This window comes from Streptomyces sp. NPDC127106 (genome assembly GCF_042677605.1).
Taxonomy (GTDB): Bacteria; Actinomycetota; Actinomycetes; order Streptomycetales; family Streptomycetaceae; genus Streptomyces.
In genome coordinates, this window is the sequence record NZ_JBHXTC010000056.1 from 1 (window position 1) to 24,082 (window position 24,082).

The following is a 24,082-nucleotide window of genomic DNA, read 5'->3' on the forward strand; positions in this document are numbered from 1 at the left end:
GCGAGCAATGGTCTGACGGCTCCGAACGGTCCGTCGCAGCAGCGGGTGATCCGGCAGGCGCTGGCGAGTGCCGGGCTGTCGGCTGCCGATGTGGATGCGGTGGAGGCGCACGGTACGGGTACCCGGCTGGGTGACCCGATCGAGGCGCAGGCGCTGCTGGCGACGTACGGTCGTGAGCGGGGCGGGGGTCGTCCGCTGCTGTTGGGTTCGGTGAAGTCGAACATCGGGCACACGCAGGCCGCGGCCGGTGTGGCCGGTGTGATCAAGATGGTGCTGGCCATGCAGCATGGGGTGCTGCCGCAGACCCTGCACGTGGATGCCCCGACTCCGCACGTCGACTGGTCGGCCGGAGACGTCGAGCTCCTGACGGAGGCCGTGGACTGGCCGCAGACCGACCGGCCGCGCCGCGCCGGCATCTCCTCGTTCGGCATCAGCGGCACCAACGCCCACACCATCATCGAGCAGGCACCGGACCCCGAACCGTCGGCGGACACCGCCCCCCGCCCGGCCGACCGACCTACCGCCGCCCGCTTCCTTCCGTACCTCCTTTCCGGCAAGACCGAGGAAGCCCTCCAGGCGCAGGCGGCAGCCCTGGCCGCCCACCTCGACGCCGCCGTCGACCGGGCCGACGTGGCCGACGTGGCCTACTCGCTCGCCACGAGCCGCGCGCACCTCGACCACCGCGCCGCCACCCTCCTGACCGGCGGGAACGAAGAGGACCTGCGGGACGCACTGGCCCGGCTCGCCGCCGGCGAGTCCGCGCCCCGGACGGTGACGGGCTCGACCAGTGACGGCCGTACCGCCTTCCTGTTCACCGGGCAGGGCAGCCAGCGGCTCGGCATGGGCCAGGAACTGTACGACGCCCTCCCGGCATTCGCGGACGCGCTGGACGCGGTCTGCGCACACCTGGACGCGGTGCTCGACATGCCGCTGAAGGAGGTGCTGTTCGGTTCCGATGCCGCTGTTCTGGACCGCACCGAGTACACGCAGCCGGCGCTGTTCGCGGTCGAGGTGGCGTTGTTCCGGCTCGTCGAGAGTTGGGGTGTGCGGCCGGACTTCGTCGCCGGGCACTCGATCGGTGAGATCGCCGCCGCGCATGTGGCGGGTGTGCTGTCGTTGGACGACGCGTGTGCGCTGGTCGCGGCCCGTGGTCGGCTGATGCAGGCGCTGCCGGTCGGTGGCGTGATGATTGCCGTCCAGGCTTCGGAGGACGAGGTCCTGCCGCTGCTGACGGACCGGGTGAGCATTGCTGCGGTCAATGGTCCGCAGTCGGTCGTGGTCGCGGGTGACGAGGACGCTGTTGTCGCCGTTGCCGAGAGCTTCCAGGTGCAGGGTCGGAAGACCAAGCGGCTGACGGTGAGCCACGCGTTCCACTCGCCGCACATGGACGGCATGCTGGCCGACTTCCGTCAGGTGGTGGCGGGGCTGGCGTTGGCGGCCCCCACCATCCCGGTCGTGTCGTGCCTGACCGGTGTCGTCGTCACCGATGAGATGGCCTCGGCTGAGTTCTGGGTGCGGCACGTTCGGGAGGCCGTGCGGTTCGTCGACGGCGTCCGCGCCCTGGAAGCGGCCGGCGTGACCACGTACGTCGAGCTCGGCCCGGACGGCGTGCTCTCCGCGCTCGCCCAGGAATGCCTCACCGACACCCCGCACGCCGTCTTCGCACCCGTGCTTCGATCCGGTCGCCCCGAGGCCGAGACGGTCGTCACCGCTCTCGCGCAGGCGCACGTCCACGGCGTGACCGTCGACTGGGACGCGTTCTTCGCGGGCTCGGGTGCCCGCCGGGTCGCGCTTCCGACGTACGCCTTCCAGCGGCAGCGGTTCTGGCCGAGTGCGGCGGCGTTCGTCGCCGGGGATCCGGAGTCGATCGGTCTGGGCGATGCCGGTCACCCGCTGCTCGGCGCGGCGGTCGCGCTCGCCGACTCGGAGGGTGTGCTGCTCGCCGGCCGGCTGTCGCTCGACACGCAGCCCTGGCTCGCCGACCACACCATCCATGGTTCTGCCCTCCTGCCGGGAACGGCCTTCGTCGACCTGGCGATCCGTGCCGGTGACCAGGTCGGTTGCGATGTGGTGGAGGAGCTGACGCTGGAGGCGCCGCTCGTCCTGCCCCAGCGGGGCGGTGTTCAGCTTCAGCTCGTGGTCGAGCCGCCCGCGGCCTCCGGTAGCCGGCCGTTCGCGGTGTACTCCCGCCGTCAGGACGCTGTTGCCGAGGAGCCGTGGACCCGCCACGGGTCGGGTGTCCTCGCGGTCGGTGGCCGGCCGGAGGCCGAGTTGGGCTTCGGTGAGCTGGCCGCCTGGCCGCCTGCCGGCGCCGTACCGGTCGACGTGCGCGGGCTCTACCCGCAGCTGGCCGACGAGGGCGTTTCCTACGGGCCGCTGTTCCAAGGTCTGACGGCGGCCTGGCGCCGCGGTAACGAGCTGTTCACCGAGGTCGTGCTCCCGGAGGACGGCCGCGGGGACGCGGCCCGGTTCGGGCTGCACCCGGCACTCCTCGACGCCGGCCTGCACGCCATCGGACACGGTGACACCGCCGAACAGAGCGATGCCGGCGCCCTGCTGCCCTTCTCCTGGGCGGGTGTCTCGCTCTACGCGGTGGGCGCCTCCGCCCTCCGCATGCGTCTGACCCCTGCTTCGCCCGACGACCCCCACACCCTGGCCCTGCTGGTCGCCGACGAGACCGGACGCCCGGTGGCGGCCGTGGAGTCGCTGACGCTGCGCCCGGCCTCCGCCGATCAGGTCCACGCGGCCGGCGGCAACCTGGAGTCGCTGTTCCGGGTGGAGTGGCTGCCCGTGCCCGCGGCCCCCGCCGCCTCGGCCGCGGCATCCGGCGGTATCCGGTGGGCCGTGCTGGGACGGGACGAGATCGGCCTGGCCGGTACGGGCGCCCAGGTCACCGAGTACGCCGACCTGGCCGGGCTCGGTGCGGCACTCGCGGCCGGCGCTCCGGCTCCGGACGCCGTCTTCGTCCTCCCGGCAGCCGCCGACCAGTTCGAGGACATGGTCGGCCGCGTCCACGGAGCCGTGAACGAGGCACTCGCAGTCGCCCAGGAGTGGCTGGCCGACGAGCGTTTCGCGGCCACGCCCCTGGTGTGGCTGACGTCGGGTGCCGCAGCCGTCGAGCGCGGTGCGGGAGTGCAGGATCTGCCGGGCAGTGCGGTGCGCGGCCTGCTGCGCTCCGCGCAGTCGGAGAACCCCGGCCAGTTCCTCATACTGGACCTCGGTTCGGACGTCGACGGGGCGTCGCTGGCAGCGGTTCCCGCCGCGCTGGCGGCCGGGGAGCCGGAGCTGGCGATCCGTGGCGGTGTCGTCACCGCCCCGCGCCTGGTCCGTGTGGCGTCCCCGGAGAGCGCGGGCGGGCCGTCGGCCGTGGTGCTCGGCGACCGGGCCGGCACGGTGCTGGTCACGGGTGCGACGGGTGGTCTGGGCCGGCTGTTCGCCCGGCACCTGGTGACCGCGTACGGGGTACGGCGGCTGCTGCTCACCAGCCGGCGCGGTACGGCTGCTGCCGGTGCCGCCGAACTGGTGGCGGAGCTGGAGCTGTTGGGTGCGCAGGTGGACCTCGTCGGCTGTGACGTCGCGGACCGGGAGGCGCTGGCCGGGCTGCTGGCGTCCGTACCGGCCGAGCATCCGCTGATCGCCGTCGTGCACACGGCGGGCGTCCTGGACGACGGCGTTCTGGCCTCGCTGACCCCGGAGCGCGTGGCGACCGTACTGCGCCCCAAGGTGGACGCGGCATGGAACCTTCACGAGCTCACCCGCGATCTCGACCTGTCCGCCTTCGTCCTCTTCTCCGGCGCGGCCGCTGCGTTCGGCGCGGGCGGTCAGGCGAACTACGCCGCCGCCAACGCCTTCCTGGAGGCGTTGGCCGAGCAGCGGCGTGCCGAGGGGCTGACCGCGACGTCGCTCGCCTGGGGCCTGTGGGCCCCGCAGACGGGTGTCGACGGTGGCATGGCGGGGCAGCTCGACGAGGTCGACCTGCGCCGCATCGCCCGGGACGGTGTCGCCGCTCTCGCCGCCGGCGAGGGCCTGGCCCTCTTCGACACGGCGATGACGGTCGACGCGGCAGTGCTGCTGCCCATGCACCTCGACGTGGCGGTGTTGCGTGCGCAGGCGGTGTCGGCGGGCTCGACCCCGGCCCTGCTGCGGGCCCTGGTACGCGTACCCGCGCGCCGCACGGTCGAACGGCGCAGTGGTGGCGGCACGGATGCCGGCTCGCCGTTGGTGGCACGGCTGCTGGCCCTCCCGGCGGCCGAGCACGAGGGTGTGCTGCTGGACCTGGTGTGCGGCCGGGTCGCGGCGGTGCTGGGGCACTCCGGTGGCGGCGCGGTCGACGCCGAACGCGCCTTCCGTGACCTCGGCTTCGACTCCCTCACCGCCGTCGAGCTGCGCAACGTCCTCAAGGCGGAGACGGGCCTGCGGCTGCCGCCGACCCTGATCTTCGACTACCCGACGCCGGCCGCACTGGCCCGGCACCTGCTGGCGGAGCTCGCGCTGTCCGCCGACCTTGACGGCCGCGGCGGTGTACGCGGGCAGCTCTCGGCGCCGGTACGGACGATCACCTCCGTTACCGACGACCCGATCGTGATCGTCGGCATGGGCTGCCGCTTCCCCGGCGGCATCCGGACCCCCGAGGACCTGTGGCAGCTCGTCGCCACCGGCGGCGACGGGATCACCGCGTTCCCGGCCGACCGCGGCTGGAACGTGGAGGCCCTGTACCACCCCGACCCGGACCATGCGGGTACGTCCTACACCCGTGAGGGCGGGTTCCTCCTCGACGCGGCCGAGTTCGACCCGGCGTTCTTCGGGATCTCGCCGCGCGAGGCCCTGGCCATGGACCCGCAGCAGCGGCTCCTGCTGGAGACCTCCTGGGAGGCGTTCGAGCGGGCCGGCATCGACCCCACGTCGATGCGCGGCAGCCGTACCGGCGTCTTCGCCGGCGTCATGTACCACGACTACGTCTCGGGTATCGGCATCGGCGACAGCGCAGGCTCCGGCGACGACCTTCCCGAAGGCGTCGAGGGCTACCTCGGCACCGGGAACGCGGGCAGCATCGCCTCCGGCCGGATCGCCTACACCTTCGGGCTGGAAGGCCCGGCGGTCACCGTTGACACGGCATGCTCGTCGTCGCTGGTCGCGCTGCACTGGGCGATCCAGGCCCTGCGCAACGGCGAGTGCGACATGGCGCTCGCCGGCGGTGTCGCGATCATGGCGACGCCCGAGACCTTCGTCGACTTCAGCCGCCAGCGCGGACTCGCCGTGGACGGCCGCTGCAAGTCGTTCGCGGAGGGCGCGGACGGTACGGGCTGGGCCGAGGGTGCGGGCATGCTGCTCGTCGAGCGTCAGTCGGACGCCGTGCGCAACGGTCATCCGATCCTGGCCGTGGTGCGGGGTTCGGCGATCAACCAGGACGGTGCGAGCAACGGTCTGACGGCCCCCAACGGCCCCTCCCAGCAGCGCGTCATCCGCGAGGCCCTGGCCGTGGCCGGCCTGTCGGCCGACGATGTGGATGCGGTGGAGGCCCACGGCACGGGGACGCGGCTCGGTGACCCGATCGAGGCGCAGGCGCTGCTGGCCACGTACGGTCAGGACCGGCCCGAGGGCCGCCCCCTGTTCCTGGGCTCGATCAAGTCGAACATCGGGCACACGCAGGCCGCGGCCGGTGTCGCCGGCGTGATCAAGATGATCATGGCGATGCGGTACGGAGTGCTGCCGCAGACCCTCCACGTCGATGCCCCGTCGAGCCGGATCGACTGGGAGGCCGGCGACGTCAGCCTCCTGCGGGAGGCCGTGGACTGGCCGGAGACCGGGCGTCCGCGCCGGGCCGGTGTCTCGTCCTTCGGCATCAGCGGCACCAACGCCCACACCATCATCGAGCAGCCGCCGGCCGCGGCACCGGCGACGGTGTCCGACGCACACTCGGCGCTGCCCGTCCTTCCGTGGGTGCTCTCGGCGAAGGGCGAGGAGGCCCTTCGTGCGCAGGCCCGTCAGCTCCAGGACTTCGTCCTGTCCGCGCCGGATGCGCCGCACCCGGTGGACATCGCGTGGTCGCTGACGGCGGGCCGGGCGCAGTTCGAGGACCGGGCGGCGGTCGTGGCCGCGGACCGCGAGGGCCTGCTGGCCGGCCTAGCGGCCCTGGCGGCGGGCGGTTCGGCGGCAGGCCTGGTCACGGGCTCGCCGGTCGGCGGGAAGCTCGCCTTCCTGTTCACCGGGCAGGGCAGCCAGCGCCTCGGCATGGGCCACGAGCTCTACGACTCCTTCCCGGTGTTCGCGGACGCGCTCGACGCGGTGTCCGAGCGTCTCGCCCTCGAACTGCCGCTCAAGGAGGTGCTGTTCGGATCCGAGGCTGATCTGCTCGATCGGACGGAGTACACGCAGCCGGCGCTGTTCGCGGTCGAGGTGGCGTTGTTCCGGCTCGTGGAGTCGTGGGGTGTGACGCCGGACTTCGTCGCCGGCCACTCGATCGGTGAGATCGCCGCCGCGCATGTGGCGGGCGTGCTGTCGCTGGACGACGCGTGCACGCTGGTCGCGGCCCGTGGCCGGCTGATGCAGGCCCTGCCCGCCGGCGGCGGGATGATCGCCGTCCAGGCTTCGGAGGACGAGGTCGCGCCGCTGCTGACCGAGACCGACCGGGTGAGCATCGCTGCGATCAACGGCCCGCAGTCGGTCGTCATCGCCGGTGACGAAGTCGCTGCCGCCGCCGTCGTGGAGGCCTTCGAGGGCCAGGGTCGGAAGACCAAGCGGCTGACGGTCAGCCACGCGTTCCACTCGCCGCACATGGACGGCATGCTGGACGGCTTCCGCGAGGTGGTGGCTGGTCTCTCCTTCGCCGCGCCGCGGATTCCGGTCGTGTCGAACCTGACCGGTGCCGTTGTTACCGATGAGATGGCGTCCGCCGAGTTCTGGGTGCGGCACGTCCGCGAGGAGGTCCGCTTCCTCGACGGCATGCGGGTCCTGGAGGACGCGGGCGTCACGACGTACCTCGAACTCGGCCCGGGCGGTGTGCTCTCGGCCATGGGCCAGGAGTGCGTGACGGGCGAGGGCGCCGCCTTCGTGCCGGTTCTGCGGAGCGGGCGATCCGAGACCGAGACGGTCGTCGCTTCGCTGGCTCAGGCCCATCTGCGTGGTCAGAGCGTGAACTGGCAGGCGTTCTACGCCAGTTCCGGTGCCCGGCGGGTGGAGCTGCCGACGTACGCCTTCCAGCGGCAGCGCTACTGGCTGCAGCTGACGGGCACGGGGCGGAACGCTTCCGGCCATGACGTCGATGCCCGCTTCTGGGACGCGGTCGAGCGCGAGGACCTGGAGTCGCTCGCCGGAACGCTGAACGTGGACGACGAGAACGCCTGGGGCCAGGTGCTCCCTGCCCTGTCGGCCTGGCGCCGTGGCCTGCGGACGCAGTCCGAGGTGGACCGCTGGCGTTATCGGGTGTCGTGGCAGCCGCTGACGGACGTGGCCTCCGGTGCGCGTCTGTCGGGGGCCTGGCTGGTCGTGGCGCCTGCTGCCGCGGGCGTGGACGACGCCGCTGTGGTGGGCGCCCTGGCCGGGCGCGGTGCCGAGGTCCGGCGGGTCGTGGTCGAGGGCGGTGCGGATCGTGTTGCGCTGGCCGGGCTGTTGGCCGAGGGCGAGGCCGAGGGTGTTGCCGGTGTGGTCTCCCTGCTGGCCCTGGACGAGGCCGCGGGTGTGGTGGCCACGGCTGGTCTGGTGCAGGCGTTGGGTGATGCCGGGGTGGAGGCGCCGCTGTGGTGCCTGACCCGTGGCGCGGTGAGCGTGGGTCGCTCGGACCGCCTGGTCTCGGCGGTACAGGCCCAGACGTGGGGTCTGGGCCGCGTGGCCGCCCTTGAGCTGCCCGAGCGTTGGGGCGGTCTGGTGGACCTGCCCGAGGTGTGGGACGAGCGGGCGATGGGCCGCCTGGTCGGGGTACTGGCCGGTGGCGCGGCCGGTGAGGACCAGGTCGCGGTGCGGTCGTCCGGTCTCTTCGGACGCCGGCTGGTCCGCGCTGCCGGAGGCAGCACGGGCTCGTGGGAGCCGTCCGGGACGGTGCTGGTGACCGGTGGCACGGGAGCCCTCGGCGGGCGTGTGGCTCGCTGGCTGGCCGGTGCGGGCGCGGAGCGGCTGGTGCTGACCAGCCGCCGGGGCCCGGATGCGCCGGGCGCCGCCGAGCTGGCGGCCGAGCTCTCCGAGCTCGGTGTGGAGGTGTCGGTCGTCGCGTGCGACGCCGCTGACCGCGAGGCCCTCCGCAACCTCCTGGCCGCCGAGGCCGAGACGCTCACCGCTGTCGTGCACACCGCTGGTGTCCTCGACGACGGTGTCCTGGACGCCCTGACGCCGGAGCGGTTCGACGGAGTTCTCCGGGCGAAGGCCACCTCGACGCTCAACCTCCACGACCTCACCGTCGAGCTGGGCATCGAACTGAACGCCTTCGTGCTCTTCTCCTCGATGAGCGGCGTGATCGGTGCGCCGGGCCAGGCGAACTACGCTGCTGCGAACGCCTACCTGGATGCCCTCGCCGAGCAGCGGCGCGCGGCCGGACTCGCCGCGACCTCGCTCGCGTGGGGTCCGTGGGCCGAGGGCGGCATGGCCGCCGACGAGGCGCTGGACGCGCGGATGCGGCGCGAGGGGCTGCCGCCCATGGCGCCGGAGACGGCGTTGGCGGTCCTGCGGCAGAGTGTTGCGGCCTCGTCCGATGCGGCTCTGCTGGTCGCCGACGTGGACTGGCAGCGGTTCGGTCCCGCGTTCGCCGTCGTCCGTCCCAGCGCCCTCATCGCCGAGCTGGTGGAGAGCCGTCCCGCCGGGGCCACCGGCACCTCCGAGGCCGGGGCGGGTTCTCCGGTCGAGCGGTTCGCGGGTCTTGGCGCGGCTGAGCTGGAGCGGGAGCTGCTCGGTCTGGTCCGGGCGCAGGTCGCAGCGGTCCTGGGCCACGACGGCTCGGAGGCGGTCGGCGCTGACCGCGCCTTCAAGGAGCTCGGGTTCGACTCGCTGACCGCGGTGGAGCTGCGCAACCGGCTCGGTGCCGCGACCGGTGTGACGTTGCCGGCGACTTTGATCTTCGACTATCCGTCCGCTGCTGCCCTGACGGCGTTCCTCCGGGACGAACTGCTGGGCAGCCAGGCCGAGATCGCCGGCCCGGTGGCCGGGGCCGTTGATGACGATCCGATCGCGATCGTGGCGATGAGCTGCCGCTTCCCGGGTGGGGTCCGGTCTCCGGAGGACTTGTGGCAGCTGCTCGCAGCCGGCGGTGACGCCATCGGTGAGTTCCCGGCCGACCGCGGTTGGGACCTGGAGCGGCTCTACAGCCCGGACCCGGACCAGCAGGGCACGTTCTACGCCCGTGAGGGTGGCTTCCTCTACGACGTCGCCGACTTCGACGCCGACTTCTTCGGCATCTCGCCGCGCGAGGCCCTGGCGATGGATCCGCAGCAGCGTCTGCTGCTGGAGACCACGTGGGAGGCGTTCGAGCGGGCGGGGATCGACCCGGTGAGTGTCCGCGGCAGCCAGGCCGGTGTGTTCGTCGGCACCAACGGCCAGGACTACGACTCTTCCTTCCAGGTGATCCCGGACGGTATCGAGGGCTTCCTCGGCACCGGCAACGCGGCGAGTGTCGTCTCGGGCCGTCTCTCGTACGCGTTCGGGCTGGAAGGCCCGGCCGTGACCGTCGACACCGCCTGCTCGGCGTCGCTGGTCGCCCTGCACTGGGCGATCCAGGCCCTCCGCAACGGCGAGTGCTCCCTCGCCCTGGCCGGTGGTGTGACGGTCATGTCGTCGCCGGGTGCGTACATCGACTTCAGCCGCCAGCGCGGCCTCGCCGCGGACGGCCGCATCAAGGCCTTCGCCGCGGGCGCCGACGGCACCGGCTGGGGCGAAGGCGTCGGCATGCTGCTCGTGGAGCGGCTGTCGGACGCCCGCCGCAACGGCCACCCCGTGCTGGCGGTGATCCGTGGTTCGGCGATCAACCAGGACGGTGCCAGCAACGGGCTCACCGCCCCGAACGGCCCGTCCCAGCAGCGCGTCATCCGTGCCGCCCTCGCCAGCGCCGGCCTGTCGGCCACGGAGATCGACGCGGTCGAGGCGCACGGCACGGGTACCCGGCTGGGTGACCCGATCGAGGCCCAGGCCCTGCTCGCAACCTACGGCCAGGACCGCCCGGCGGACCAGCCGCTCCACCTCGGCTCCATCAAGTCGAACATCGGGCACACCCAGGCCGCGGCCGGTGTGGCCGGTGTGATCAAGATGGTGCTGGCCATGCAGCACGGGGTGCTGCCGCAGACCCTGCACGTGGCCGAGCCCACCCCGCACGTCGACTGGACCGCCGGCGACATCGCGCTCCTCACCGAGCAGCGGGCGTGGCCGGAGACCGGCCGTCCGCGCCGGGCCGGTGTCTCCTCGTTCGGCTTCAGCGGCACCAACGCGCACACCATCATCGAGCAGGCCCCGGAAGCCGACGCCGTCACGCCGGCCGAGCTCCCGCAGCAGCGGCCCGGGCTCCTGCCCTGGGTACTGTCCGCGAAGACCGACACAGCCCTCCAGGCGCAGGCCGAGCGCCTGGCAGCCCGGATCGCCGCCGACGAGACCCTCGAACCCGCGGACGTGGCCTACTCCCTGGCCACCTCCCGGTCGGCGCTCGACCGCCGGGCCGTCGTCGTCGCGGGGAAGCAGGACGAGTTCCTCACTGCCCTCACCGCGCTGGCTGCTGGTGAGCAGACGACCGGCCTGGTGCGTGGAACCGCGACCGGCGGCGGAGCCTCCGCCTTCCTGTTCACCGGGCAGGGCAGCCAGCGCCTCGGCATGGGCCGTGAGCTGTACGACGCCTTCCCGGCGTTCGCCGATGCCCTCGACGCCGTCTGCGCCCGCATGGACGCCCACCTCGAACTGTCCCTGAAGGAGGTGCTGTTCGGTTCCGATGCCGCTGTGCTGGACCGCACCGAGTACACGCAGCCGGCGCTGTTCGCGGTTGAGGTGGCGTTGTTCCGGCTCGTCGAGAGTTGGGGTGTGCGGCCGGACTTCGTTGCCGGGCACTCGATCGGTGAGATCGCTGCCGCGCATGTGGCGGGTGTGCTGTCGTTGGACGACGCGTGTGCGCTGGTCGCGGCCCGTGGTCGGCTGATGCAGGCGCTGCCTGCGGGTGGCGTGATGATCGCGGTGCAGGCTTCGGAGGACGAGCTCGCGCCGCTGCTGACCGAGACCGACCGGGTGAGCATCGCTGCGATCAACGGCCCGCAGTCGGTCGTCATCGCCGGTGACGAAGTCGCTGCCGCCGCCGTCGCGGAGGCCTTCGAGGGCCAGGGCCGGAAGACCAAGCGGCTGACGGTCAGCCACGCGTTCCACTCGCCGCACATGGACGGCATGCTGGACGACTTCCGTCAGGTGGTGGCGGGGCTGGCGTTGGCGGCCCCCACCATCCCGATCGTGTCGTGCCTGACGGGTGCCGTCGTCACCGATGAGATGGCCTCGCCCGACTTCTGGGTGCGGCACGTCCGCGAGGCCGTCCGCTTCCTCAACGGCATCCGCGCTCTGGAAGCCGCTGGCGTGACCACGTACGTCGAGCTCGGCCCGGACGGGACCCTGTCCGCGTTGGCCCAGGGCTGCACGGGCGGTGACACCGACGGCATGGTGTTCGCACCCGTGCTCCGTTCCGGTCGCCCTGAGGCCGAGACGGTCGTCACCGCTCTCGCGCAGGCGCACGTCCACGGCGTGGCCGTCGACTGGGACGCGTTCTTCGCGGGCTCGGGTGCCCGGAGGGTGGAGCTTCCGACGTACGCCTTCCAGCGGCAGCGGTTCTGGCCGAGTGCGGTGGCGTTCGTCGCCGGGGATCCGGAGTCGATCGGTCTGGGCGATGCCGGTCACCCGCTGCTCGGCGCGGCGGTCGCGCTCGCCGATTCGGAGGGTGTGCTGCTCGCCGGTCGGCTGTCGCTCGACACGCAGCCCTGGCTCGCCGACCACACCATCCACGACAGTGTCCTGCTGCCGGGAACGGCCTTCGTCGACCTGGCGATCCGGGCCGGTGACCAGGTCGGTTGCGATGTGGTGGAGGAGCTGACGCTGGAGGCGCCGCTCGTCCTGCCCGAGCGGGGCGGTGTTCAGCTTCAGCTCGTGGTCGAGGCGCCTGCGGCCTCCGGTAGCCGGCCGTTCGCGGTGTACTCCCGCCGTCAGGACGCTGTTGCCGAGGAGCCGTGGACCCGCCACGGGTCGGGTGTTCTCGCGGTCGGTGGCCGGCCGGAGGCCGAGCTGGGCTTCGGTGAGCTGGCCGCCTGGCCGCCGGCCGGCGCCGTACCGGTCGACATCGACGGCCTGTACCAGGAGCTCGCCGGCGACGGCATGGCCTACGGGCCGCTGTTCCAGGGCTTGACGGCGGCCTGGCGCCGCGGCAGCGAGCTGTTCACCGAGGTCGTGCTCCCGGAGGACGGCCGCGGGGACGCGGCCCGGTTCGGGCTGCACCCGGCACTCCTCGACGCCGGCCTGCACGCCATCGGACACGGTGACACCACCGAACAGACCGATGCCGGCGCCCTGCTGCCCTTCTCCTGGGCGGGTGTCTCGCTCTACGCGGTGGGCGCCTCCGCCCTCCGCGTGCGTCTGACCCCTGCTTCGTCCGACGACCCCCACGCCCTGGCCCTGCTGGTCGCCGACGAGACCGGACGCCCGGTCGGGGCCGTGGAGACGCTGATGCTCCGCCCCGCTTCCGCGGGCCAGGTCCAGGGGTCCGGTGCCGCACACATCGAGTCGCTGTTCCGCGTGGAATGGGTGGGCGTGCCCGCCGCGGTCGTGCCGGCGGCTGCCGACCTCCGGTGGGCCGTGCTCGGCCGCGACGAGATCGGCCTGGCCGGTACGGGCGCCCAGGTCACCGAGTACGCCGATGCGGGCGAGCTCGCTGCGGCCCTCACCGCCGGCGCACCGGCTCCGGACGCGGTGTTCGTCCTTCCGGCCGCCGCCGACGCCCGGCCGGGCGACACGGTGCCAGCCGTCCACGCGGCGGTGAACGCAGCACTGGCATCGGTACAGGGATGGCTGGCCGACGAGCGCTTCGCCGGCACGCCCCTGGTGTGGCTGACGTCGGGTGCGGTGGCCGTCGAGCGCGGCGCGGGCCTGCGGGACCTGGCGGGCAGTGCGGTGCGCGGCCTGCTGCGCTCCGCGCAGTCGGAGAACCCCGGCCAGCTCGTCATGATCGACCTGGACCTGGACCTGGACCTGGACCTGGAGCCGGACCGGGCGGCGTCGCTGGCAGCGGTTCCCGCCGCGCTGGCGGCCGGGGAGCCGGAGCTGGCGATCCGTGGCGGTGTCGTCACCGCCCCGCGCCTGGTCCGTGTGGCGTCCGCGGAGAGCGCGGGCGGGCCGTCGGCCGTGGTGCTCGGCGACCGGGCCGGCACGGTGCTGGTCACGGGTGCGACGGGTGGTCTGGGCCGGCTGTTCGCCCGGCACCTGGTGACCGCGTACGGGGTGCGGCGGCTGCTGCTCACCAGCCGGCGCGGTGCGGCTGCTGCCGGTGCCGCCGAACTGGTGGCGGAGCTGGAGCTGTTGGGTGCGCAGGTGGACCTCGTCGGCTGTGACGTCGCGGACCGGGAGGCGCTGGCCGGGCTGCTGGCGTCCGTACCGGCCGAGCATCCGCTGATCGCCGTCGTGCATACGGCGGGCGTCCTGGACGACGGCGTTCTGGCCTCGCTGACCCCGGAGCGCGTGGCGACCGTACTGCGCCCCAAGGTGGACGCGGCGTGGAACCTCCACGAGCTCACGCGGGATCTCGACCTGTCCGCCTTCGTCCTCTTCTCCGGCGCGGCCGCTGCGTTCGGCGCGGCCGGTCAGGCGAACTACGCCGCCGCCAACGCCTTCCTCGACGGCCTGGCCGAACTGCGCCGCGCCCAGGGCCTGCCGGCGACCTCGCTCGCCTGGGGCCTGTGGGCCCCGCAGCCCGGCAACGGCGCCGACGGTGGCGGCATGGCCGCGAGCCTCGACGACGCCAACCTGCGCCGTCTCGCCCGGGAGGGCGTGGCCGCCCTCGCCGCCGAGGAGGGCCTGGCCCTCTTCGACAAGGCGATGACGGTGGACGCAGCAGTGCTGCTGCCCATGCACCTCGACGTGGCGGTGTTGCGTGCGCAGGCGGTGTCGGCGGGCTCGACCCCGGCCCTGCTGCGGGCCCTGGTACGGGTGCCCGCGCGCCGCACGGTGGAGCGGCGCGACGGTGGCGGCACGGATGCCGGCTCGCCGCTGGTCGCACGCCTCACGGGTCTGCCGGTCGCCGAGCACGAGGGTGTGCTGCTGGACCTGGTGTGCGGCCGGGTCGCGGCGGTGCTGGGGCACTCCGGTGGCGGCGCGGTCGACGCCGAACGCGCCTTCCGTGACCTCGGCTTCGACTCCCTCACCGCCGTCGAGCTGCGCAACGTCCTCAAGGCGGAGACGGGCCTGCGGCTGCCGCCGACCCTGATCTTCGACTACCCGACGCCGGCCGCGCTGGCCCGGCACCTGCTGGCGGAGCTCGGGGTGACCGGCGGTTCCGGTGATCACGGGGGTACGGCGCAGGGCGCCCGGACGCCGGTGCGGACCACCGCGGGGGTCGCGGAGGACCCGATCGTGATCGTCGGCATGGGCTGCCGCTTCCCCGGCGGGGTCCGGACGCCCGAGGACCTGTGGCAGCTCGTCGTCACGGGCGGCGACGGGATCACCGCGTTCCCGGCCGACCGCGGCTGGAACGTGGAGGCCCTGTACCACCCCGACCCGGACCACGTGGGAACCTCGTACACGCGTGAGGGCGGGTTCCTGCTCGACGCGGCCGAGTTCGACCCGGCGTTCTTCGGGATCTCGCCGCGCGAGGCCCTGGCCATGGACCCGCAGCAGCGGCTCCTGCTGGAGACGTCCTGGGAGGCCTTCGAGCGGGCCGGCATCGACCCGACGTCGATGCGCGGCAGCCGTACCGGCGTCTTCGCCGGCGTCATGTACCACGACTACGCGACGGGCTACGGAAACGGCGAGGAGCTGCCCGAGGGCGTCGAAGGCTACCTCGGCACCGGCAACTCCGGCAGCATCGCCTCCGGCCGCGTCTCGTACGCCTTCGGCCTGGAGGGCCCGGCGGTGACGGTCGACACCGCGTGCTCGTCGTCGCTCGTCGCGCTGCACTGGGCGATCCAGGCCCTGCGCAACGGCGAGTGCGACATGGCGCTCGCCGGTGGCGTCGCGATCATGGCGACCCCTGAGACGTTCATCGACTTCAGCCGCCAGCGCGGCCTCTCGGCCGACGGCCGCTGCAAGTCCTTCGCGGAGGCCGCGGACGGTACGGGCTGGGCCGAGGGTGCGGGCATGCTGCTCGTCGAGCGTCAGTCGGACGCCGTGCGCAACGGTCATTCGATCCTGGCCGTGGTGCGGGGTTCGGCGATCAACCAGGACGGTGCGAGCAACGGTCTGACGGCCCCCAACGGCCCCTCCCAGCAGCGCGTCATCCGCGAGGCCCTGGCCGTGGCCGGCCTGTCGGCCGACGATGTGGATGCGGTGGAGGCCCACGGCACGGGTACGCGGCTCGGTGACCCGATCGAGGCGCAGGCGCTGCTGGCCACGTACGGTCAGGACCGGCCCGAGGGCCGCCCCCTGTTCCTGGGCTCGATCAAGTCGAACATCGGGCACACGCAGGCCGCGGCCGGTGTCGCCGGCGTGATCAAGATGATCATGGCGATGCGGTACGGAGTGCTGCCGCAGACCCTCCACGTCGATGCCCCGTCGAGCCGGATCGACTGGGAGGCCGGCGACGTCAGCCTCCTGCGGGAGGCCGTGGACTGGCCGGAAACCGGGCGTCCGCGCCGGGCCGGTGTCTCGTCCTTCGGCATCAGCGGCACCAACGCCCACACCATCATCGAGCAGCCGCCGGCCGCGGCACCGGCGACGGTGTCCGACGCGCACTCGACGGGGCCTCTCGTCCCCTGGGTGCTCACCGGCAAGGGCGAGCAGGCGCTCCGGGCGCAGGCCCGTCGACTCCAGGACTTCGTCCTGTCCGCGCCGGAGGCCCGTCCGATCGACATCGCCTGGTCGTTGGCGGCGGGCCGGGCCCGGTTCGAGGACCGGGCGGCGGTCGTGGCCGCGGACCGCGAGGGTCTGCTGGCCGGTCTCGCCGCCTTGGCGGAGGGGCACTCGGCGGCAGGCGTCGTCACCGGCTCACCGGTCGGTGGGAAGCTCGCCTTCCTGTTCACCGGGCAGGGCAGCCAGCGCCTCGGCATGGGCCGCGAGCTCTACGACTCCTTCCCGGTGTTCGCGGACGCGCTCGACGCGGTGTGCGAACATTTCGAACCGCTCCTCGAACTGCCGTTGAAGGACGTCCTGTTCGGGGTGGACAAGGAGCTCCTGGACCGCACCGCGTACACCCAGCCCGCCCTGTTCGCGGTTGAGGTGGCGCTGTTCCGCCTCGTCGAGTCGTGGGGTCTGCGGCCCGACCTCCTGGCGGGTCACTCCATCGGCGAGATCACTGCCGCGCACGTGGCGGGTGTGCTGTCGCTGGACGACGCGTGTGCGCTGGTCGCGGCCCGTGGCCGGCTGATGCAGGCGCTCCCGGCCGGCGGCGTGATGATCGCGGTGCAGGCCTCGGAGGACGAGGTCCTGCCGCTGCTGACCGGGACCGACCGGGTGAGCATTGCCGCGATCAACGGCCCGCAGTCGGTGGTCATCGCCGGTGACGAGGACGCCGCGGTCGCGATCGCAGAGTCGTTCGCGGGTCGCAAGACCAAGCGGCTGACGGTGAGCCACGCGTTCCACTCGCCGCACATGGACGGCATGCTGGACGGCTTCCGCGAGGTGGTGGCTGGTCTCTCCTTCGCCGCGCCGCGGATTCCGGTCGTGTCGAACCTGACCGGTGCCGTTGTTACCGATGAGATGGCGTCCGCCGAGTTCTGGGTGCGGCACGTTCGCGAGGAGGTCCGCTTCCTCGACGGCATGCGAGCTCTGGAGGACGCGGGCGTCACGACGTACCTCGAACTCGGCCCGGGCGGTGTGCTCTCGGCCATGGGCCAGGAGTGCGTGACGGGCGAGGGCGCCGCCTTCGTGCCGGTTCTGCGCAGCGGCCGCTCCGAGGCCGACACCGTCGTGGCCTCGCTGGCCCAGGTCCACGCGTGCGGCGTCGAGGTGGACTGGACGTCCTTCTACGCCGGTTCGGGCGCGCGGCGGGTGGAGCTGCCGACGTACGCCTTCCAGCGGCAGCGCTACTGGCTGCCGATGGCGAGCGGCGGCACGCGGCCCGGCACCGCCGACGAGCTGGACGCCCGGTTCTGGGACGCCGTCGAGCGCGAGGACCTGGAGTCGCTCGCCGCCGCCCTGGACGTGGCCGACGAGAACACCTGGAGCACGGTCCTGCCGGCGCTCCCGGCCCTGTCGGCCTGGCGGCGTGGCCTGCGGACGCAGTCCGAGGTGGACCGCTGGCGCTACCGGGTGTCGTGGAAGCCGCTGGCCGACAGCACCTCCGGTGTGCGGGTGTCCGGTTCCTGGCTGGTCGTGGTTCCGGCCGCCGGCGTGGACGACACCGCCGTCGTGGGCGCCCTCGGCGGGCGTGGTGCCGAGGTCCGGCGGGTTGTCGTCGGGGCCGGTGCTGACCGTGCTGCCCTGGCCGGACTGCTGGCCGAGGGCGAGATCGACGGCGTCGCCGGTGTGGTCTCCCTCCTCGCGCTGGACGAGGCCGCCGGTGTCGTTGCGACGGCTGGTCTGGTGCAGGCGTTGGGTGATGCCGGGGTGGAGGCGCCGCTGTGGTGCCTGACCCGTGGCGCGGTGAGCGTGGGTCGCTCGGACCGGCTCGTCTCCGCCGTTCAGGCCCAGACGTGGGGTCTGGGCCGCGTGGCCGCCCTGGAGCTGCCCGAGCGCTGGGGCGGTCTGGTCGACCTGCCCGAGACCTGGGACGAGCGCACCATGGCCCGCCTGGTGGGCGTACTGGCCGGTGGCGCGGCCGGCGAGGACCAGGTCGCCGTCCGGTCCTCCGGTGTCTTCGGACGCCGACTGGTCCGTGCCTCCGGCGGCCAGGCCGACCGTGCCTGGGCCCCGAACGGGACGGTGCTGGTGACCGGCGGCACGGGCGCTCTGGGAGGCCGGCTCGCCCGCTGGCTGGCCGGTGCGGGGGCCGAGCGGCTGGTGCTGACCAGCCGCCGCGGCCCGGACGCCCCGGGCGCCGCCGAGCTGGCGGCCGAGCTCTCCGAACTCGGTGTGGAGGTGTCGGTCGTGGCGTGCGACGCCGCTGACCGCGAGGCCCTCCGCAACCTCCTGGCCGCCGAGGCCGAGACCCTCACGGCCGTCGTGCACACCGCTGGTGTCCTCGACGACGGTGTCCTGGACGCCCTGACACCGGAGCGGTTCGAGACCGTGCTGCGGGCCAAGGTCGACTCGGCCCGCAACCTTCACGAGCTGACCGTCGAGCTCGGCATCGAGCTCTCCGCCTTCGTGCTCTTCTCCTCGATGAGCGGCATGACCGGCGCGGCCGGCCAGGCCAACTACGCCGCCGCCAACGCACATCTGGACGCCCTCGCCGAGCAGCGGCGCGCCGCCGGGCTCGCCGCGACCTCCCTCGCCTGGGGTCCGTGGGCCGAGGGCGGCATGGCCGCCGACGAGGCGCTGGACGCGCGGATGCGGCGCGAGGGGCTGCCGCCCATGGCGCCGGAGACGGCCATGGCCGTGCTGCGGCAGAGCGTCGCGTCGCCCGCCGATGCGGCTCTGCTGGTCGCCGACGTGGACTGGGAGCGGTTCGGCTCCGCGTTCACCGTCGTCCGTCCCAGCGCCCTCTTCGCCGAGCTGGTGGAGACCCGGCCCGCCGGGCCCGCCGGCCCTGCCGAGTTCGGCGCCGGTACGGGGGTCGAGCGGTTCGCCGGTCTCGGCGCGGCTGAGCTGGAGCGGGAGCTGCTCGGTCTGGTCAGGGCGCAGGTCGCGGCGGTCCTGGGCCACGACGGCTCGGAGGCGGTCGGCGCTGACCGCGCCTTCAAGGAGCTCGGGTTCGACTCGCTCACCGCGGTCGAGCTGCGCAACCGGCTGGGCGCGGCGACCGGTGTGAGCCTGCCGGCGACGCTGATCTTCGACTACCCGTCGGCCTCGGCCCTGACGGCGTTCCTCCGGGACGAACTGCTGGGCACCCAGTCCGAGATCGCCGGGCCGGTGGCCGCGGCCGCCCTCGGAGTGGACGACGATCCGATCGCCATCGTGGCGATGAGCTGCCGCTTCCCCGGCGGCGTCCGGACCCCCGAAGACCTGTGGCAGCTGCTCGCCACCGGTGGTGACGCCATCGGGGAGTTCCCGGCCGACCGCGGTTGGGACCTGGAGCGGCTCTACAGCCCGGACCCGGACCAGCAGGGCACGTTCTACGCCCGGGAAGGCGGTTTCCTCTACGACGTCGCCGACTTCGACGCCGACTTCTTCGGCATCTCGCCGCGCGAGGCCCTGGCGATGGACCCGCAGCAGCGTCTGCTGCTGGAGACCTCGTGGGAGGCGTTCGAGCGGGCGGGTATCGACCCGGTGAGTGTCCGCGGCAGCCAGGCCGGCGTGTTCGTCGGCACCAACGGCCAGGACTACGGGACCATGCTCGACTCCGTCCCGGACGGCATCGAGGGCTTCCTCGGCACCGGCAACGCGGCGAGTGTCGTCTCGGGCCGTCTCTCGTACGCGTTCGGGCTGGAAGGCCCGGCCGTGACCGTCGACACCGCCTGCTCGGCGTCGCTGGTCGCCCTGCACTGGGCGATCCAGGCCCTCCGCAACGGCGAGTGCTCGCTTGCGCTGGCCGGTGGTGTGACGGTCATGTCGTCGCCGGGTGCGTACATCGACTTCAGCCGCCAGCGCGGCCTCGCCGCGGACGGCCGCATCAAGGCCTTCGCCGCGGGCGCCGACGGCACCGGCTGGGGCGAAGGCGTCGGCATGCTGCTCGTGGAGCGGCTGTCGGACGCCCGCCGCAACGGCCACCCGGTCCTCGCGCTCGTCCGCGGTTCGGCGATCAACCAGGACGGCGCGAGCAACGGCCTGACGGCCCCGAACGGCCCGTCGCAGCAGCGCGTGATCCGCGCCGCCCTCGCGAACGCCGGCCTGTCGCCCGCCGAGGTCGACGCGGTCGAGGCGCACGGCACCGGCACCCGCCTCGGTGACCCCATCGAGGCGCAGGCGCTGCTGGCCACGTACGGCCAGGCCCGCCAGGCCGCCCAGCCGCTCCACCTCGGCTCCATCAAGTCGAACATCGGGCACACCCAGGCCGCGGCCGGTGTCGCCGGCGTCATGAAGATGGTCCTCGCCATGCAGCACGGGGTGCTGCCGCAGACCCTGCACGTGGACGAGCCCACCCCGCACGTCGACTGGGAGGCGGGGGAGATCGCCCTGCTGACCGAGCGGCGGGCGTGGCCGGAGACCGGCCGTCCGCGCCGGGCGGGCATCTCCTCGTTCGGTTTCAGCGGCACCAACGCGCACACGATCATCGAGCAGGCCCCGGAAGCCGACGACGTCACGCCGGCCGAGCTCCCGCAGCAGCGGCCCGGGCTCCTGCCCTGGGTACTGTCCGCGAAGACCGACACCGCCCTCCAGATGCAGGCCGAGCGGCTCGCGGCGCAGATCGCCGCGGACGAGACGCTCGAACCCGCGGACGTGGCCTTCTCCCTGGCCACCTCCCGGTCGGCGCTCGATCACCGGGCCGTCGTCGTCGCGGAGGAGCGCGAGGAGTTCCTGGCCGCCCTGAAGGCCCTGGCGGCCGGTGAGCAGCCGGCAGCGCTCGTACGCGGACGGGTGTCCGCAGGCGCCTCGGCGTTCCTGTTCACCGGGCAGGGCAGCCAGCGCCTCGGCATGGGCCGCGAGCTGTACGACGCCCAGCCGGCGTTCGCAGTCGCACTGGACGCGGTCTGCGCCCGGATGGACGCCCACCTCGAACTGCCCCTGAAGGACGTCCTGTTCGGCGCCGATGCCGTGGTGCTGGACCGGACCGAGTACACGCAGCCGGCGCTGTTCGCGGTCGAGGTGGCGTTGTTCCGGCTCGTCGAGAGCTGGGGCGTGCGCCCGGACTTCCTCGCCGGACACTCGGTCGGTGAGATCGCCGCCGCGCACGTCGCCGGGGTGCTGTCCCTGGACGACGCCTGCACCCTGGTCGCGGCCCGCGGCCGGCTGATGCAGGCCCTCCCGGCCGGCGGTGCGATGATCGCGGTGCAGGCTTCGGAGGACGAGGTCCTGCCGCTGCTGACCGGGACCGACCGGGTGGACATCGCTGCGGTCAACGGACCGCAGTCCGTCGTCATCGCCGGTGACGAGGACGTGGCGGTCGCCGTCGCGGAGGCCTTCGCGGCCGAGGGTCGGAAGACCAAGCGGCTGACCGTCAGCCACGCGTTCCACTCGCCGCACATGGACGGCATGCTGGACGACTTCCGCCAGGTCGTCGAGGGGCTGTCCTTCGACGCGCCGCGCATCCCGGTCGTGTCGAACCTGACCGGCGCCCTCGTCACCGACGAGATGGCCTCCGCCGACTTCTGGGTCCGGCACGTCCGGGAAGCCGTCCGCTTCCTCGACGGCATCCGCGCCCTGGAAGCCGCCGGCGTGACCACGTACGTCGAGCTCGGCCCCGACGGGACCCTCTCCGCGCTCGCCCAGGACTGCGCCACGGAGCAGGCCGCCTTCGTGCCCGTGCTCCGCAAGGGCCGCGACGAGACCGGGACACTGGTCACCGCACTCGCCCGGGCGCACGTCCAGGGCCTGGCCGTGGACTGGTCGGCGTATTTCTCCGGCACCGGAGCCCGCCGCGTCGACCTGCCCACCTACGCCTTCCAGCGCAGGCGGTACTGGCTGGAGGAGCCCACCCGCACCCCGGCGGCAGCGCCCGCGACCGCGGCCGGCGGTGCGGCGGACGCGGCGTTCTGGGAGGCCGTCGACAACGCCGACCTCGCCGCCCTCACCGCCACCCTCGACATCGACGCGGAGCAGCCGCTGAGCGCCCTGCTGCCCGCCCTGTCCGCCTGGCGGCGACAGCGCACGGAGCGATCGGTCGTCGACGGCTGGCGCTACGGGGTGACCTGGAAGCCGCTGGGTGACCCGGCCGGGGCCGCCCGCCCCGCCGGCACCTGGCTGCTCGTCACCGCCGCCGGCGGCGAGACCCCCGGGCCCGACCGGCTCCTCGGGATCGCGGACGCGCTGCGGGCCCAGGGCGTGGACGTGCGCGAGGTCGACCTCGGCCTTGCCGCGACCGACCGGGCCGTCGTCGCCGACCGGCTGCGCACGGCACTCGCCGGGAACCGGGCCGACGGCGTGCTGTCCCTGCTGGCGCTCGCCGAGGCCCCGCACCCGGCCCACCCCGCGGCGCCCGCCGGACTGCTGCTGACCGGGGCGCTGGTCCAGGCCCTCGGGGACGCCGGCGTCGACGCACCCCTGTGGTGCGTCACCTCCGGCGCCGTGGCGACCGGTCCCGCCGACCGGGTCCGCAGCGCCGCACAGGCCGCGCTGTGGGGCTTCGGCCGCGCGGTCGCCCTGGAGCACCCCGAGCGCTGGGGCGGCCTCGTGGACCTGCCCGGCCGGGTGGACGCACGTGTGCTCGACCGGCTGCTCGCCGTACTCGGCGGCGCCGCCGGACACGGGAACGCGCAGACGTACGGGCAGGGGTACGGGCAGGGGCACGAGGACCAGGTCGCCGTACGCTCCGCCGGGCTCCTCGCCCGCCGCATCGGTCGCGCCGCCACCCCGGCGGCCGCCGACGGCGGCGCCCCCGGGACCGACCGCGCACCGTGGCGGCCCCGCGGCACCGTCCTCGTCACCGGCGGTACGGGCGCCCTCGGCGCCCACGTCGCCCGCTGGCTCGCCGCACACGGCGCCGAGCACCTGGTGCTGGCCGGCCGACGCGGACCGCAGGCCCCGGGCGCCGAAGCCCTGGTCGCGGAACTGTCGCAGCTCGGCGCCCGGGCCACGGCCGTCGCCTGCGACGTGACCGACCGGCAGGCCCTCCGTGACCTGCTCGCCGCCCTCCGCGACGGCGCCGACACCCCCGCCCTCACCGCGGTCTTCCACACGGCGGGCGTCGGCCAGCTCGCGCCGCTCGCCGAGACCGCACCGGAGGACATCGCCGCGGTCCTCGCCGCCAAGGTCGCCGGCGCCGAGCTCCTCGACGAGCTGCTCGGCGACGCGGAGCTGGACGCCTTCGTCCTCTTCTCCTCCATCGCCGGCATCTGGGGCAGCGGCGGCCAGGCCGCCTACGCAGCTGCCAACGCCCACCTCGACGCCCTGGCGCAGCAGCGCCGCGACCGCGGGCTGGCGGCCACCGCCGTGGCCTGGGGGCCGTGGGGCGAGGGCGGGCTCGTCGGCGACGACGAGGCGGTCGGGCAGCTGCGCCGCCGCGGACTGCCGGTGATGGCCCCCGACCTGGCCGTCGCCGCCCTCCGGCAGGCCCTCGACGCGGGCGACACGACGGTGACGGTCGCCGACGTCGACTGGGACCTGTTCGTCCCGGCCTTCACCGCGGCCGGGCCGCGCCCGCTGATCGCCGACCTCCCCGAGGTGCGCCGCATCCTCGACGCCGAGCAGCACGCCGGCACCGGCACCGGCAACGGCACCGGCAACGGCGCCGGCGGCGACGGTGTCGCGGCGGACGCGGACCGGCTGGTCGCCGAGCTGCGCGGCATGAGCGCCGACGAGGCCGAACGGACCCTGCTCGGCCTGGTCCGTACCCACGTCGCCGCGGTCCTCGGGCACGACGGGGCCGCCGCGGTCGAGGCGAGCCGCGCCTTCAAGGACTTCGGCTTCGACTCCCTCACCGCCGTCGAGCTGCGCACCCGCCTCGGCTCGGCCACCGGGCTGCGGCTGCCCGCCAGCCTCGTCTTCGACCACCCCACCCCCGCCGCCCTGGCCGCGCACTTCCGCGCCGAACTCCTCGGCGAGGACACGGCGCCCGCCCTGCCGGCGCTCGCGGAGATCGACAAGCTGGAGTTCGCCCTCGCCTCGGTCCCCGAGGACGACGCCGCCGAACGCGCCCGCGTCACGGCCCGGCTCGAAGCGCTCCTGGCGAACTGGAACAGGACCGAACGCGCCGCGCACGCCCGGGAGGACGAGGAAACAGCCATCGAATCGGCGTCCGCCGAGGACCTCTTCGACATCATCAACAACGAATTCGGAAAATCCTGACCTTTGATGCCCGATCCGATGC

1 protein-coding gene is annotated in these 24,082 nt (G+C 73.8%); it reads left to right on the forward strand.

Going from position 1 to position 24,082, the window contains the following annotated elements; translation table 11 throughout:
• Positions 1-24,060: type I polyketide synthase (locus ACFVGY_RS31280; RefSeq protein WP_385683739.1), on the forward strand; the 24,060-nt coding region annotated here is incomplete at its 5' end.
• Positions 24,061-24,082: the final 22 nt, after the last annotated feature.